The 14,538-nt window shown below is 69.7% G+C and carries 9 protein-coding genes; 4 read left to right on the forward strand and 5 right to left on the reverse strand.

Features of this window, described 5'->3' with window-relative positions:
- Window positions 1–13 precede the first annotated feature (13 nt).
- Window positions 14–523: an Lrp/AsnC family transcriptional regulator gene (locus HNP44_RS09215; RefSeq protein WP_259140018.1), complete on the reverse strand. Its 510-nt coding sequence runs from the start codon at window positions 521–523 to the stop codon at window positions 14–16.
- Between the two features lie 97 nt (window positions 524–620).
- On the opposite strand from HNP44_RS09215, the gene ald reads away from it, so the two are divergent.
- Window positions 621–1,736 (forward strand): alanine dehydrogenase, encoded by a 1,116-nt coding sequence (gene ald, locus HNP44_RS09220; protein ID WP_259140016.1) that lies wholly within the window; start codon window positions 621–623, stop codon window positions 1,734–1,736.
- 23 nt (window positions 1,737–1,759) lie between these two features.
- Here ald and HNP44_RS09225 read toward each other — a convergent pair whose 3' ends face one another.
- Window positions 1,760–3,640 carry a putative nucleotidyltransferase substrate binding domain-containing protein gene (locus HNP44_RS09225; protein ID WP_259140015.1) on the reverse strand — a complete coding sequence of 627 codons (1,881 nt, stop codon included), beginning with the start codon at window positions 3,638–3,640 and terminating at the stop codon, window positions 1,760–1,762.
- Between the two features lie 142 nt (window positions 3,641–3,782).
- Between HNP44_RS09225 and HNP44_RS09230 the strand changes: the two genes are divergently transcribed.
- Window positions 3,783–5,291 (forward strand): amino acid permease, encoded by a 1,509-nt coding sequence (locus HNP44_RS09230; protein WP_259140013.1) that lies wholly within the window; start codon window positions 3,783–3,785, stop codon window positions 5,289–5,291.
- Window positions 5,292–5,451: 160 nt separating this feature from the next.
- The gene (locus tag HNP44_RS09235; RefSeq protein ID WP_259140011.1) at window positions 5,452–6,456 is read left to right on the forward strand and encodes a glycerophosphodiester phosphodiesterase family protein; all 1,005 of its coding nucleotides are present in this window, start codon (window positions 5,452–5,454) and stop codon (window positions 6,454–6,456) included.
- Between the two features lie 59 nt (window positions 6,457–6,515).
- On the opposite strand, the gene HNP44_RS09240 is transcribed toward HNP44_RS09235, so the two are convergent.
- From HNP44_RS09240 to HNP44_RS09250, 3 genes are all read right to left on the reverse strand, one after another.
- Window positions 6,516–6,977, reverse strand: a complete 462-nt coding sequence (locus HNP44_RS09240) for a hypothetical protein (RefSeq protein ID WP_259140007.1) — start codon at window positions 6,975–6,977, stop codon at window positions 6,516–6,518.
- A gap of 236 nt (window positions 6,978–7,213) precedes the next feature.
- Window positions 7,214–8,545, reverse strand: a complete 1,332-nt coding sequence (locus HNP44_RS09245; protein WP_259140290.1) for a M16 family metallopeptidase — start codon at window positions 8,543–8,545, stop codon at window positions 7,214–7,216.
- Between the two features lie 3 nt (window positions 8,546–8,548).
- Entirely contained in the window at window positions 8,549–10,789 is a 2,241-nt protein-coding gene (locus HNP44_RS09250; protein ID WP_259140006.1) for a polyribonucleotide nucleotidyltransferase, read from the reverse strand.
- 321 nt (window positions 10,790–11,110) lie between these two features.
- Here HNP44_RS09250 and lysX point away from each other — a divergent pair, with 321 nt between their 5' ends.
- Window positions 11,111–14,485, forward strand: coding sequence for a bifunctional lysylphosphatidylglycerol synthetase/lysine--tRNA ligase LysX (gene lysX / locus HNP44_RS09255; RefSeq protein ID WP_259256873.1), 3,375 nt, complete (start codon window positions 11,111–11,113; stop codon window positions 14,483–14,485).
- Window positions 14,486–14,538 lie beyond the last annotated feature (53 nt).

The raw sequence follows: 14,538 nt of genomic DNA on the forward strand, positions 1-14,538 counted from the left end.
AGCGGGTTGCAGCCTAGAGCGGCGCCGAGCCACGGACATGCTCGAAGACGAGGGAGGTGTTGGTGCCCGCGACCTCCTCGCGGGCACTGAGGTACTCGACGAGGTGGCGCAGATCGTCGGTGTCGACAGCCGCGATGTGCAGCAGGTAGTCGTCGCCGCCGGCGAGGAAGTACGCGTCGATGACGGGCGGCAGGTCGATCACCGACTCCACGAACTGCCGGATCCGGTGCCGGGCGGTCGAACGCAACGTCACGGCGATCATGGCACGCAGGGGCCGGCCGACGGCCGCGGGATCGACGTCAGCGTAGAAACCGCGGATCACACCCGCATCGGTGAGGCGCCGGACCCGAGTGTGCACCGTGGACGGGGCCAGGCCGACCTCCTCCGCAAGGGCGGCGTTCGAGACCCGCCCGTCCCGCTGGAGTGCGAGCAGGATCCGCCGGTCCGCATCGTCGAGCAGCGGTCGACGATCGTTCGACGATGGTGGGCGATACGCCGTTCTCACAGAATGTACGTCAGCCACTTCGTACCCTTTCAGAATCTTCTTCCGTGCCCTTGATCAGTTCTCGATGTTTCTTCAGACTATGTGACACAAGCCACCCGCCGGACAGGAGCACACGATGCGCGTCGGAATCCCCACCGAGATCAAGAACAACGAGTACCGCGTGGCGATCACGCCCGGCGGTGTCGCTGAGCTGACCCGCCGCGGCCACGACGTGCTGATCGAGGACGGCGCGGGCGTCGGCTCGGCGATCGCCAACGAGGACTTCGCCGCGGCGGGTGCCCGCATCGTGCCGACGGCGGACGACGTCTGGAGCGAGGCCGACCTCCTGCTCAAGGTCAAAGAGCCCATCGCGGCGGAGTACGCCCGGATGCGCGCCGACCAAACGATCTTCACCTACCTGCACCTGGCCGCCTCGCGACCGTGCACCGACGCGCTCCTGTCGTCGAAGACCACGTCGATCGCGTACGAGACGGTCCAGCTCCCCGACGGCTCGCTCCCCCTGCTCGCCCCGATGTCCGAGGTGGCAGGCCGGCTCGCCCCACAGGTCGGCAGCTACCACCTGATGCGCTCCAAGGGGGGCCGTGGCGTGCTCATGGGCGGCGTCCCCGGCACCGCGCCCGCGAAGGTCACCGTGCTCGGCGGCGGCGTCTCCGGCATCAACGCCGCGCAGATCGCCGCGGGCATGGGCGCCGACGTCACCGTCTTCGACCTGGACGTGCGCAAGATGCGCGCCGTCAACGCCCAGTTCGGCGGCCGTGTGCACACCAGCTACTCCACCTCGCTCGCGCTCGAGGAGGCCGTCGTCGAGTCGGACCTGGTGATCGGCGCCGTGCTGATCCCGGGCGCCGCGGCGCCGAAGCTCGTCTCCACCGACCTCGTGCACCGCATGCGTCCCGGCGCCGTGCTCGTCGACATCGCGATCGACCAGGGCGGCTGCTTCGCCGACTCGCACCCGACCACGCACGACGATCCGACCTTCACCGTCGGCGAGACCGTCTTCTACTGCGTCGCGAACATGCCGGGCGCGGTGCCGCGCACCTCCACGTTCGCGCTTACGGGCGCCACCCTGCCCTACGTGCTGCGCATCGCGGACAAGGGCTGGAAGGCCGCCTGCTCCGAGGACGCCGCGCTGGCCGCGGGCCTCTCGACGCACGACGGCGTGCTCCTCAACGCCGGAGTGGGCGAGGCCCTGGGCATCGAGTCGAAGGCGCCCGAAGCCGTCCTGGCCTGAGCCACGACGTCACCCGCGGCAGTTCACCACTCGCCGGCGTCGAGGTACTGCGCGAGGTTGGCCATGCGGCGCTGCACCGCGGCCACCTCGCGCACGCACTGCTCGAGGAGCCCGCGGTCCAGGGAGGACATCCGGCGGATCGACAGGACGTCACCCGGCGCACGACCGGCACCCATCTGCTGCACCTGATGCTCCATCCGGAGACGCTCGAGGATCGAGAAGGCCTCGCGCAAAATCTCCGCGGAATCATCAGGCAGCACGGGCGAATCCGCGCCCGCGGCGAGCCGGTTGCGGGTCTGCAGCTTGGTCGACCCGCGGCTCAGCGCCGCCCACCGGGCGATGTTCACCACCGGCACCAGGGCGTGCGCCTTGATGTCGAAGGTGCCGCCCCGCAGTGAGATCACGTCGCGCACGGAGCGCAGCCGCGCCTTCGCTGTGAGAGCCTCGCGCAGCATCAGGATGAAGGCGCGTGGATGTTCCGAAAGATGTTGATAGACACCGGCAACGGGCTGCAGGGTCAGGTCGCCCCACACGGGGCGGCCGTCCACCAGCAGCGAGGCCATCATCATCGCGTTGTTCGACAGCGGCGCGTCGATCCACTCACCCGCCGCGTACAGCCATTCGGACTCGGTGCGGCAGAAGCGGGCCTGCGCGGCGACCGCGCCGTTGGTGTCCGACGGAATGCCGCATTCCTCGAGCCGTGTGTGGACCGCGGCGGCCAGAGCGAGGGCGGCGGACCGTCGCACCTCGATCTCCTCCGCCGAGGCACCGGGCAAATCCTTGAGGATGATCGCGCTGTCGACGTCCGAACTGGGAACCACCTCGCGGCGCGAGACGCTGCCGAGGGAAAGCCAGGTGAAGTCGCCCTCGCGGAGCCCGCTGTGCACCGGCAGTTCGAGCTCGATGCAGCGGCGGACCATCGCCTCGATCGCCACGGCCGCGACGCCCGAAATGTGCCGGACCGGCGCCTGCTGGCCCCACAGCACGGGGAAGATCTCGCGGATCGTCGCGCCGATCTCCGGCAGCTCCGCGGCCTCGGCGCGCTCGATCCGGCGCTGCAGCGCGAAGGTCGACGTGGTGGGAACCGTGAGGAAGTCGACGTCCTGGACGACACCGCGCACGGCGGCGTGCTCGTCCAGCACGGCCATGTAGTGCAGCTTGCGGTCGAGCATCTCGATGAGCACGTCGGACGAGAGCGCGGTCTCCGGGACGGCGGCCAACGGCGCCGTCATCACCGCCGTCACGGGGTCGGTCACGGGCCGCCCCACGGAGATCACGCGCGCCCGCAGGTCGTGATCAGTGACGATACCCAGCGGCTCCCTGGCGGCGTTCTCGACGAGTATGTAGCCCGACTTCGCGGCCGTCATTGCCGTGGCGGCCTCCTGCACGGTGACGGTCGGCGGGCAGATGACCGGCGGTCGGCGCACGATCTCGCCCGCCGTCCGCTCGCGGACCTCCTCCGCGGATACAGCCGTGGTCGGCTTGGCGAGCTCGGTCGCCAGAAACGCCGCGCCGGCGGGGGTGGAGAACATGTCGCCGACGGCCCAGGCCGGCAGCCGCAGCAGCGTCACGTCGGAGAGCGCCACCGCCCGCGGGCCGCCCTTCGCGCCGACCAGGATGACCACGTAGCCGAACACCCCGCCCGGACCGACCACCTCGTCGACATCGCCCACATCGGTCGGCGACGCCGCCGGAAAGTTCCACACCCCAACCCGGCCGGTAAGCACGACGAAGGCATGGTCGGGCGAAGCGGACAAACCGTCCAGTATCGTCGCGCCCTCGGAGAACTCGCTGATCGACGATTCGGCCGCCAGACGTGCGCGAACGTCGTCGGGCAGGCCGTCGAAGGGCGCGTGTCCGGAGAGGAAGGCAAACAGCTCCCCGAGGTCCGAGAAGTCGGTCATGGACCTATGTTTACACGTCGGCGGCGATCGACATCCCCAAGTCATCTCTCGGTAACGCGTCCGCGGAAGCGTTGCGAGGTCTACATTCCCATCCAGCGCACAACCCCATGCGCACCGATACGTCGAGGAGAAGGACTCATCCATGACGCATTCCGTCGATAAGTTCGCGGCCGAGCAGGAGGGCTACAAGCAGACCCTCGGTCGGCGACACGTGCAGATGATCGCCATCGGCGGCGCCATCGGCACGGGCCTGTTCCTGGGCTCCGCCAGCCGCCTCAACAGCACGGGCCCGGCGCTGCTCTTCAGTTACGCGTTCGTCGGCGTGATCGCCTTCTTCCTGATGCGGGCCCTCGGCGAGCTGGTGCTGTACCGCCAGAGCTCGGGCGCCTTCGTCTCCTACGCCCGCGAGTTCTTCGGCGAGGCCGCGGCCTACGCCGCGGGATGGCTGTACTGGATCTTCTGGGCGCTCACCGGCGTCGCGGAACTGTCGGCCGTCGCGGTGTACGTCCGCAAGTGGTGGGAACTGCCCAACTGGGTCTCCGTGATCATCGCGCTCGCCGTGGTCCTGGTCATCAACCTGCTCTCGGCCCGCGCCTTCGGCGAGTTCGAGTTCTGGGCATCCGTGCTCAAGGTCGGCGCCATCGTGATCTTCCTCGTGGTCGGCCTCGTCATCGTGATCGGCCAGGTCACGGTGGGCAGCGGCGATCTGGCCCACAAGGCGGGCATCTCCAACCTCTGGTCGAACCCCGGCGGATTCTGGCCCCACAGCGACACCTTCGGCTGGATCGCGCCGATCGTCGTGATGTCAGGCGTCGTCTTCGCCTACGCGGCCATCGAAATGGTGGGCATCGCCGCCGGCGAGATGCAGAACCCGCAGCGCGAGGTGCCGAAGGCCGTCAACTCGGTCATCCTGCGTATCGCGGTCTTCTACTGCGGCTCGATCTTCCTGCTCGTCTGCATCCTGCCGACCAGCCAGTACGGCACGAAGACCGCCTCCGGCGATCTCGAGTCCCCCTTCGTCACGGTCTTCGAGCGGATGGGCATCAGCTGGATGGCGACCCTCATCAACGGTGTGCTCATCGTCGCTGCGATGAGCTCGCTCAACGCCGGGCTGTACACCACGGGCCGCATGCTCCGCAGTCTCGCCGCGAGCCGCGAGGCACCCCGGATGTTCATGAACATGAGCAGGTCGGGAGTCCCCGCCACCGGCATCATCGTCACGTCCATCTTCTACGTCCTCGGTGCCGTGCTCAACGCGCTCGTCCCCGGCCACGCCTTCGACATCGCCCTCGAGGCCTCCGCCATCGCGGTCGTCGGCGTGTGGGGCCTGATCTTCCTGTGCCACATCCGCTACCGGAAGCTCTCGGATGCGGGCATCGTCACCACGAGCCCGTTCCGTGCTCCGCTCGCACCGCTCATGAGCTACGTCGGACTTGTTTTCCTGGTGCTCGTCCTCGTCGGTATGGCCTACTCGGGCTACAAGTCCGACGGTGGCTTCTGGGACAAGACGAACCTCATCGTGGTCGTCCTGGGCATCCCCGCCTTCGTCGCCATCCTCGCGATCGGCTGGTTCGCCGTGAAGCCGAAGGTGGTCGAGCACACCGGCGGCGACCTCGCCCCCACGTGGTCGCTCAAGGACAAGAAGAACTGACCTCTCGCTCCACAGACGCCCGCCGGTTCACCGGCGGGCGTCTGTCGTCGTCGGGGACCGGGACTCCGATCCGGCGGTGACGCGTTGGTGCAGCCGGGCTGGAGGTGGCGCCCACAAGCCCGTTCACCCACGATTCATAGTGTGCGATTACGTTGCCGCCATGACCACTCGCTCCCGCACCCTGTCCCGCGCCACCGCGCTCGCGGCGGCCGTCACCGTCGCCTTGGGCAGCGGGGCGGTCGCCGCCCCCGTGTGGGCGGCCCCGTCGGGCTCGTTCGACCTGCAGTCGCACCGGGGCGGGCGGGGCGAGCACACCGAGGAGTCGCTGTACGGCTTCGCACGCTCGCTCGAGCTCGGGGTGACCACGCTCGAACTCGACGTGGTGCTCACCAAGGACGACGTACCGCTGATCTGGCACGACCCGACGGTGCAGGCCGACAAGTGCACCGACACTGCGCCCGCGACACCCTGGGACACACAGTTCCCGTACGTGGGCAAGACGATCCACGACCTCACCTACGCTCAGGTGCAGACGCTCGTGTGCGCGAAGAAGCTGGCGAAGTTCCCGACTGCGAAGGTGGTCGAGGGCAACCGGATCGCGACGCTGCCGCAGCTCTTCGACCTGGCCGCGCAGTACCGGGGCAACACGGTGCGGTTCAACATCGAGACCAAGATCGAGGCGGAGGAGCGGTCGAAGTCCGCGGAACCGGCCGCCTTCGTCGCGCAGATCCTCGGTGCCGCGCGCCGCGCCGGCGTGCTCGACCGCATCGCGGTCCAGAGCTTCGACTGGCGCTCGCTGCCACTCGTCCGGGCACAGGCACCGTCGGTGCCCCTCGTCGCGCTCTACGACGCGACGACGTGGAAGAAGGGCTCCGCCTGGCTCGGCCCGGTGAGCTACGAGAAGTCCGGCGGCGACGTGGTCCGGGCCGCCACGACGGCGGGCTTCGACGCCCTCTCCCCCGACTTCGAACTGTCGGACGCGAAGACGGTCGCCGCGGCGCACGCCGCCGGCCTGACGGTGATCCCGTGGACCGTCAACGAGGAGAAGGACATGCGCGCGCAGCTCGCGCTCGGCGTGGACGGCATCATCACCGACTACCCGACGCGCCTGCGCGGCGTGCTCGCCGCGGAGGGCAAGCCGCTCCCCCGGGCGTCCGCCAAGTAGGTCTCCGCGAAAGATGGCGGCCACCGGAATCCGTTGGCCGCCGCCTCGTTCCGGGAGCGCTACGCGACGTAGGTGGCGACCGCGGTCCCCACGATGCCCGTGATCGCCACGCTGACGCTGCCCTTGCCGGGCGCGACGATGAAGGTCCCGTCGTACTCGGAGCGTGCGGTGCCGGTCTTCCCGGTGGTGGCGTTCTGCCAGACCAGCAATCGATCCGAGAGGTCGACGCCCTTGATCGACTCGCACCGGTCCGCGGGCAGCGGCGACGGCGGGATCCCGATCACGCCGAGCTCGTGGTGGGCGATCACGCAATTGGTCCGGATCACGAGATTGCCGGCGTCGTCGAAGTCACCGACCCAGGTGGCCGTCGCGTTGGGCGCGGTCGTCCGGATCGAGGTGCCGCCCGTGACCGTTCCACGGAAGGTGACGGTGCCGGAGGCGTTGGCCGCGGCCGGGGCGAGCGCGAGCACGGCTCCCGCCGTGAGGGCGGTGGCGATCACGCGGCGGACGAACGTTGTCATGGGCATACCCTGGTTCTTTCCTCAGCAGACTTTGACGTCGCAAAGTGTACACAGCGTGCACTCCACTGCCGAACACCCGGCCGCTGCGGCGCCCGTTCGTGAGGGGACACACCGGTCCTCGGCGCGAATCAGGTGCGGATGCCGTCCCGCACCCCCTGCGACCGAGCGCACCCGGTACACCGGGTGCGCTCGCGCAGATCGGGTGCGGATGGATTCCCGCACCCGACCTGCCCGGCTCAGCCCAGCCAGTTCCGGACCGGCGACGGCACGCCGCGCTTCCCGCGGTGCGGGCCGAGGACGGCGCCGCCGAAGGGCTGCGAGAGCAGGTCCCGCGCAACGCGGTTCACATCCGCCGCCGAAACCTTGTCGATCGTCGCGAGCGTGCGGGTGACGGTGCGCTGGTTCTGGTAGTTGATCTCGCTGCGGCCGATGCGGTGCATGCGCGACTGCGCGTCCTCCAGTCCCAGCACCAACCCGCCGCGGAGCGATCCCTTGGCGCGTGCCAACTCCTCAACGGTGAGACCGTCGTCGCGGACGTCCTCGAGGACCTTGCGCGCGACCGTCGCCACCTCACCCAGGCGCTCCGGCGAGCACCCGGCGTACACGGAGAACAAGCCCGTATCGGCGTACGTATCGACAGCCGAGTACACGGTGTACGCGAGGCCACGCTGCTCCCGGATCTCCTGGAACAGACGCGAACTCAGGCCGCCGCCGATCGCGGTGTTGAGCACGGACAGCGCCCACCGGTCCGGGTGGAACCGGCCGTACGCGCGGGTGCCCGCAACGAGGTGCGACTGCTCCCCGTCCCGGTTCACCACCTCGAGCGTCGGCGCACCCGGGCAGCGCCGGGCGCCTGTGCGGATCGGTGCGGAATCGGCGGCACCGTCGAGCCGGCCCACGAAGGCCCTGCGCGCCAGCTTGACCACCTGCGCGTGCGTGACATTGCCCGCGACGGCCAGGACCATCTTCTCGGGCGTGTAGCGGCGGCGATGGAAGCCCCGCAGGCGCGCGGCGGTCATCGCGGACACCGATTCCTCGGTGCCCAGGACGGGCCGCGCCAGCGGGTGATCGCCCAGGAGGGCCACGGTGGCGGCCTCGTTGACCAGGTCCTCCGGGTCATCGTCGCGCATGGCGAGTTCCTCGAGCACGACCTCGCGCTCCACGTCCACATCCGCGGGGCGGCACAGGCCGCCCAGGACCACGTCGGTCACCACATCGACCGCGAGCTCGAGGTCGACATCGAGCACGTGCGCGTAGTAGCAGGTGTGCTCCTTGCTGGTGAAGGCGTTGATCTCGCCGCCGACGGCGTCCACCTCGGCGGCGAGGGAGGCCGCGTCGCGATGCGGCGTCGCCTTGAACAGCAGGTGCTCCAGGAAGTGCGCGGATCCGGCCGAGGTCGGGTGCTCGTCGCGCGAGCCGACCGCGACCCACAGGCCGACGGCGGCGGACCGGGAACCCGGCACCGTCTCCGTGACCACCCGCAGACCGCCGGGCAGGACGCTACGACGAACGGGGGCACCCGATCCGGATGCCCCCGTCCGCGCAGCCCGTGATGTCAGGCTGCTCAGTTCCTACTCCTCGCCCGCAGGAGCGGCCTCGGCGGCCTTCTCCTCCACGACGGGGATCAGGCTGATCTTGCCGCGCTCGTCGATGTCGGCGATCTCGACCTGCAGCTTGCTGCCGACGTTGACCACGTCCTCGACCTTGTTCACACGCTTGCCACTGCCCAGCTTGCTGATGTGCACCAGGCCGTCGCGGCCGGGGACCAGCGACACGAACGCGCCGAACGCCGTGGTCTTGACCACGGTGCCCAGGAAGCGCTCGCCCACCTTCGGCAGCTGCGGGTTGGCGATGGCGTTGATCCGGTCGATCGCCGCCTGGGCCGACGGGCCGTCGGCCGCACCGACGAACACGGTGCCGTCATCCTCGATCGAGATGTTGGCGCCGGTCTCCTCGGTGATGGAGTTGATCGTCTTGCCCTTGGGTCCGATGACCTCGCCGATCTTGTCGATCGGCACCTTGATCGTGGTGATCCGCGGGGCGTACACGCTCATCTCGTCGGGGGCGTCGATCGCCTCGGCCATGACCTCGAGGATCGTGGTGCGGGCGTCCTTCGCCTGGGCCAGCGCGCCGGCCAGGACCTGCGACGGGATGCCGTCCAGCTTGGTGTCCAGCTGCAGGGCGGTGACGAAGTCGGACGTGCCGGCGACCTTGAAGTCCATGTCGCCGAAGGCGTCCTCGGCACCGAGGATGTCGGTCAGGGCCACGTAGCGGGCCTGACCGTCGACCTCGTCGGACACCAGGCCCATGGCGATGCCCGCGACGGGCGCCTTGAGCGGCACGCCGGCGTTGAGCAGCGACATCGTCGAGGCGCAGACCGAGCCCATCGACGTGGAGCCGTTGGAGCTCAGCGCCTCCGACACCTGACGGATGGCGTAGGGGAACTCCTCCACCGACGGCAGCACCGGCACGAGAGCGCGCTCGGCGAGCGCGCCGTGGCCGATCTCGCGACGCTTCGGCGAGCCGACACGGCCGGTCTCACCGGTCGAGTACGGCGGGAAGTTGTAGTGGTGCATGTAGCGCTTCGACTTCTCGGGTCCGAGCGAGTCGATCTGCTGCGCCATCTTGACCATGTCCAGCGTGGTGACGCCCAGGATCTGGGTCTCGCCGCGCTCGAACAGCGCGCTGCCGTGGGCGCGCGGGATCACGGCGATCTCGGCGCTCAGCGAACGGATGTCGGTGATGCCGCGACCGTCGATGCGGAAGTGGTCCGTGAGGATGCGCTGGCGCACCAGCTTCTTGGTCAGCGAGCGGAACGCCGCGCCGATCTCGCCCTCGCGGCCCTCGAACTTCGGGCCGACGGACTCGAGCACCTCGGCCTTGACGACGTCGGTGGCGTTGTCGCGCTCCTGCTTGCCGGCGATCGACAGCGCGTCGTTGAGCTTGGCGGCACCCGCGGCCTCGACGGCGGCGAAGACGTCGTCCTGGTAGGGCGGGAACAGCGGGAACTCGCCGGTGGGCTTCGACGCCCCGGCAGCCAGCTGCTTCTGCGCCTCGCAGAGCACGGCGATGAAGGGCTTGGCGGCCTCGAGGCCCTCGGCCACGACGGTCTCGGTGGGCGCGGTGGCACCACCGGCGATGAGGTCGATGACGTTCTCGGTGGCCTCGGCCTCGACCATCATGATCGCGACGTCGGCGTCCTTGCCGGAGCCCGAGACGATGCGGCCCGCGACGACCATGTCGAAGACGGCGCCCTCGAGCTGCTCGACGGTCGGGAAGGCGACCCACTGGCCGTCGATGAGCGCGACGCGCACGCCGCCGACGGGGCCGGAGAAGGGCAGGCCAGCGATCTGGGTCGACGCCGAAGCGGCATTGATCGCGACGACGTCGTACAGATCCTTGGGATCGAGCGACATCACGGTCACGACGACCTGGATCTCGTTGCGGAGGCCGGCGACGAAGGACGGGCGCAGCGGCCGGTCGATCAGGCGGCAGGCCAGGATCGCGTCCGTCGACGGGCGACCCTCGCGACGGAAGAACGAGCCGGGGATGCGGCCCGCGGCGTACATGCGCTCCTCGACGTCGATCGTCAGCGGGAAGAAGTCGAAGTGCTCCTTCGGCTGCTTGCTGTGCGACGTCGCCGAGAGCAGCATCGTCTCGTCGTCGAGGTACGCGGCCACGGAGCCGGCGGCCTGCTGAGCGAACCGGCCGGTCTCGAACCGGATGGTGCGCGTGCCGAAGGAACCGTTGTCGATGACGGCGACCGCTTCAGTGATGTCGTCGTCGTACTCGACCTGAGTGTTGTCTGTCATGAAGAGTGAAGAAGCCTTTCTTCGCGCGGACCGTCCCCACCTGGCGGCGCGCATGCTGCGCGCGGCCGGAGTCGTTCGACATGGCGGCGGGCGCCGTGGGTGCGGTCATCGATCGAAGCCGCCGGACCCGCTCGTCGAGACGACGGCGTTTCCGGCAACCACTACCGAGGACCACCCCGCGGGGAGTGACACCGTGACGGCGCACCGCAGAAGTCGGAGACCGGATCTACCGGCACCGACGTCGGACGGACCTGCGTCAAGGCTATCATCGGGAGTCTTTTCCACGTGAGTCGCACACGCCGTGCACACCCCCCGAGGAGGATGTCCGTGTCGCAGAGCAGCCGGGAACGTGTGCAGGAGACGACGGCGACGTGGCTAGCGCACATGATCACCGCCGCGGGAATCGTCTCCCTGCTCAGCGTGATCATCCGCAGCGACCGGATCCTGCCCCTGGTGGCGGACCTGCTCGGCATCGTCGGGATCCCCTCGCACCCGAGCCTGCTGCTCGTCGCGGCGCTCACCGTTCTCCTCGGCGCGCTCCGCCGGCGTCTGCGGGCCGCGCACACCGTCGCCGTCATCATCATGTCGCTCCAGGTGCTGGTGAACATCGCGACGCTGGTGATCGTCGCGACCGACCAGCTCGACCCCGACGAGACGCGGCACCTCCCGCCCTTCATCGAGGCGTACGTGTCCGTGCGCTTCTCTCTGCCGGGCGCTGCGCTCACCGCGGCCATCAGCGCCGTCTGCCTCGCGCTGGTCATCGTCGCCCGTCCGCAGTACCCCGCGAAGCTCGCGCGGGGTTCGCGCCGCGCCGCCTTCGGCGTCCTGGTCGGCGGCTTCGTCGGCGTCTACCTCGTGGTCGTCGCGCTCGCGTTCACGTTCCCGGGCCGAGGATCGAATCGCCTGAACGGCACCGTCGAGATCCTCGTGTGGTCGCTCCGGTCCACGTTCGGCGTGGCGGTTCCGCGACGGATCGACGTCGCGCTCAACGGGCACTCCGGTCCCATGTGGGTCTATTCACTGGCCGGAGTCCTGTCTGCGTCCGTCCTGATCCTCGCCCTCATGGCCTTCTGGCGGGCCGGACGCGGCGACGAACTGATGACCGAGCCCGAAGAGCTCGAAGTCCGGCGGCTCCTGCTCGAGTACGGCGAGGACGACTCCCTGGGCTACTTCGCCACCCGGCGGGACAAGGCGGTGATAGCCTCCCCCGACCGGCGGGCCGTGGTGACCTGCCGCGCCGTCGGGCCCGTCTCGATGGCGAGCGCAGATCCGATCGGCCACCGCGACTCGTGGCCCGCCGCGGTCGCGGCATGGATCGAGGACTGCCGCTCGCACAGCCTCTACCCCGCCGTGCTGGCGGCGAGCGCCGACGGCGCCACCGTCTACGAGGACGCCGGGCTGCGCACCCTGACCATCGGCGACGAGGCGATCATCCACGTCGACGCGTTCACCCTCAAGGGCCGCGACATGCGCGCGGTCCGCCAAGCGGTGACCCGCGTCGCCGCCGCGGGCTACACGCTCAAGGTCCGACGGCACGGCGACCTGTCCGCCGCGGAGCTCGCCGAGGTGGCCACGCTGGCAGAGCAGTGGCGGGGCGAGGAGACCGAGCGCGGATTCTCGATGGCCCTCAACCGGATCGGCGACCCGGTGGACGGCCGCTGCGTGCTGGTCTCCGCGCACAGCGCGGACGGGGTGGTGCGGGGCCTGCTCAGTTTCGTGCCATGGGGCACGCGCGGCCTGTCCCTGGACCTGATGCGGCGCGACCGCGACGCCGAGAACGGCCTCAACGAGTTCATGGTCGCCAAGCTCATCGAGCAGTGCGCGGAGATCGGTATCCGGCGGATATCGTTGAACTTCGCGGTCTTCCGGTCCGTCTTCTCCGAGGCGGACCGCGTCGGCGCGGGACCCGTCACCCGGATGGTCGACTCCGTGTTGAGCTTCGCATCGAAGTTCTACCAGCTCGAATCCCTGTATCGCTCCAACGACAAGTACCGCCCGGACTGGGTGCCGCGGGTCCTCTGCTACGACCCGGCGCTCAGCGCGGTCCGCGCCGGTATCGCCGTCGGCACCGCCGAGGGCTTCCTGCCGCAGATCGGCCCGAAATTCCTGGCAGGACCGTCAATCCCGGACGAGTTCCCGCGGGACACCGAGTTCGTCGACCGGCTGCTCGCCGAGGAAGAACGCCTCCTGCGCCGGGAGGCGCCGCCCGTGCGGCTCTCCGAGCAACAGCGGGTGCGCCGACGTAAGCTCCGGGCCCTGGAGGACGCGGGCATGCCCGGCTATCCCCCGTCGGTGCCCCGAACCGCATCGCTCGCGGCGGTCCGCGAGCAGGCGTTCGATCTCGCGCCCGACGGTGCCGCAGGCACCGTCGTCTCCGTGACCGGGCGGGTCCGGGCGGTGCGAGACTACGGCGGCGTCACGTTCGTCGACCTGCATGAGGACGGCGCCCACCTACAGGTGATCGCCGAGCGCACCCGCACCCCGGACGACGCGCGGGCGCTGTGGCGCACGGCGATCGACATGGGCGACCTGGTGTCGGTGACCGGTGCGGTCGTCCGCTCCCGCACCGGCGAGCCATCGGTCCTGCTCGCGGCGTGGGCGATGGCCGGCAAGTGCCTCTCTCCCGTGCCGAAGACGCGCGCGCGGCTCGGCGACGAGACGCGGGCACGGAATCGCCCGCTCGAGCTCATCACCGATGACGGTGCCGTTGACCTGCTGTACCGGCGCTCGCGTGCGGTCGCCGCGATGCGCGCCGTGTTCGTGGGCCGCGATTTCACCGAGGTCGAGACGCCGATGCTGCAGTCGGTGCACGGCGGCGCCGCGGCCCGCCCGTTCACCACGCACATCAACGCCTACGACATGGGCCTCTACCTGCGGATCGCGCCGGAGCTGTACCTCAAGCGACTGGCGGTCGGTGGCATGGGCCGGATCTTCGAGCTGAACCGTAACTTCCGCAACGAGGGCGCGGATGCGACGCACAACCCGGAGTTCACCGCGCTCGAGGCCTACGAGGCGTACGGCGACTACACGACGATGCGAACGCTCACGCGCGAGGTGATCCTCGCCGCGGCGGTCGCGGTCAACGGGCGACCGATCGCCGTGCGGCCCGACGGTGCCGGGGGCACGCGTGAAGTGGACCTCACGGCGGACTGGCCCGTCGTCACCGTGCATTCCGCGGTGTCGGCGGCGTCCGGGACGGAGCTGACCTCGGCGTCGACGGTCGACGAGGTGACTGCGGTGTGCCGGCGGCACCACGTGGCCGTGCCACGCGGCGCGACGGCGGGCAAGCTCGTGATGGAGCTGTACGAGGCGCTGGTCGAGAAGCAGACCGAGTTCCCGACGTTCTACTGCGACTTCCCGATCGAGGTGTCGCCGCTGGCGCGGAGACACCGCGAGGATCCGCGGCTCACGGAGCAGTGGGACTTGGTCGGCTTCGGTGCCGAGCTCGGCACCGCCTACACGGAGCTCACGGACCCGATCGACCAGCGCGAGCGGCTCACGAAGCAGTCGATGGCCGCGGCAGCGGGCGATCCCGAGGCGATGGAGCTCGACGAGTCCTTCCTCGACGCTCTCTCCTACGCGATGCCACCCACCGGCGGCCTCGGCATCGGTGTGGACCGCATCGTCATGCTGCTCGCGGGCGTGAACATCCGCGCGACGCTGGCCTTCCCGTTCGTCAAGCCGCAGGACCGCTGAGCGCTCGGCTGGACGGGCCCTTGTCGCGGGCCGCGAGGGAGAGTTCGATGGAC

Origin of the sequence: Tsukamurella ocularis, from assembly GCF_024807615.1 — a bacterium.
Taxonomy (GTDB): Bacteria; Actinomycetota; Actinomycetes; order Mycobacteriales; family Mycobacteriaceae; genus Tsukamurella; species Tsukamurella ocularis.

Bases quoted from the DNA above. Each gene is read 5' to 3' on its own strand.
- HNP44_RS09225 (WP_259140015.1), bottom strand. From the start codon at position 3,640: ATGACCGACTTCTCGGACCTCGGGGAGCTGTTTGCCTTCCTCTCCGGA.
- lysX (WP_259256873.1), top strand. From the start codon at position 11,111: ATGTCCGTGTCGCAGAGCAGCCGGGAACGTGTGCAGGAGACGACGGCG.
- HNP44_RS09235 (WP_259140011.1), top strand. From the start codon at position 5,452: ATGACCACTCGCTCCCGCACCCTGTCCCGCGCCACCGCGCTCGCGGCG.
- ald (WP_259140016.1), top strand. From the start codon at position 621: ATGCGCGTCGGAATCCCCACCGAGATCAAGAACAACGAGTACCGCGTG.
- HNP44_RS09240 (WP_259140007.1), bottom strand. From the start codon at position 6,977: ATGACAACGTTCGTCCGCCGCGTGATCGCCACCGCCCTCACGGCGGGA.
- HNP44_RS09230 (WP_259140013.1), top strand. From the start codon at position 3,783: ATGACGCATTCCGTCGATAAGTTCGCGGCCGAGCAGGAGGGCTACAAG.
- HNP44_RS09250 (WP_259140006.1), bottom strand. From the start codon at position 10,789: ATGACAGACAACACTCAGGTCGAGTACGACGACGACATCACTGAAGCG.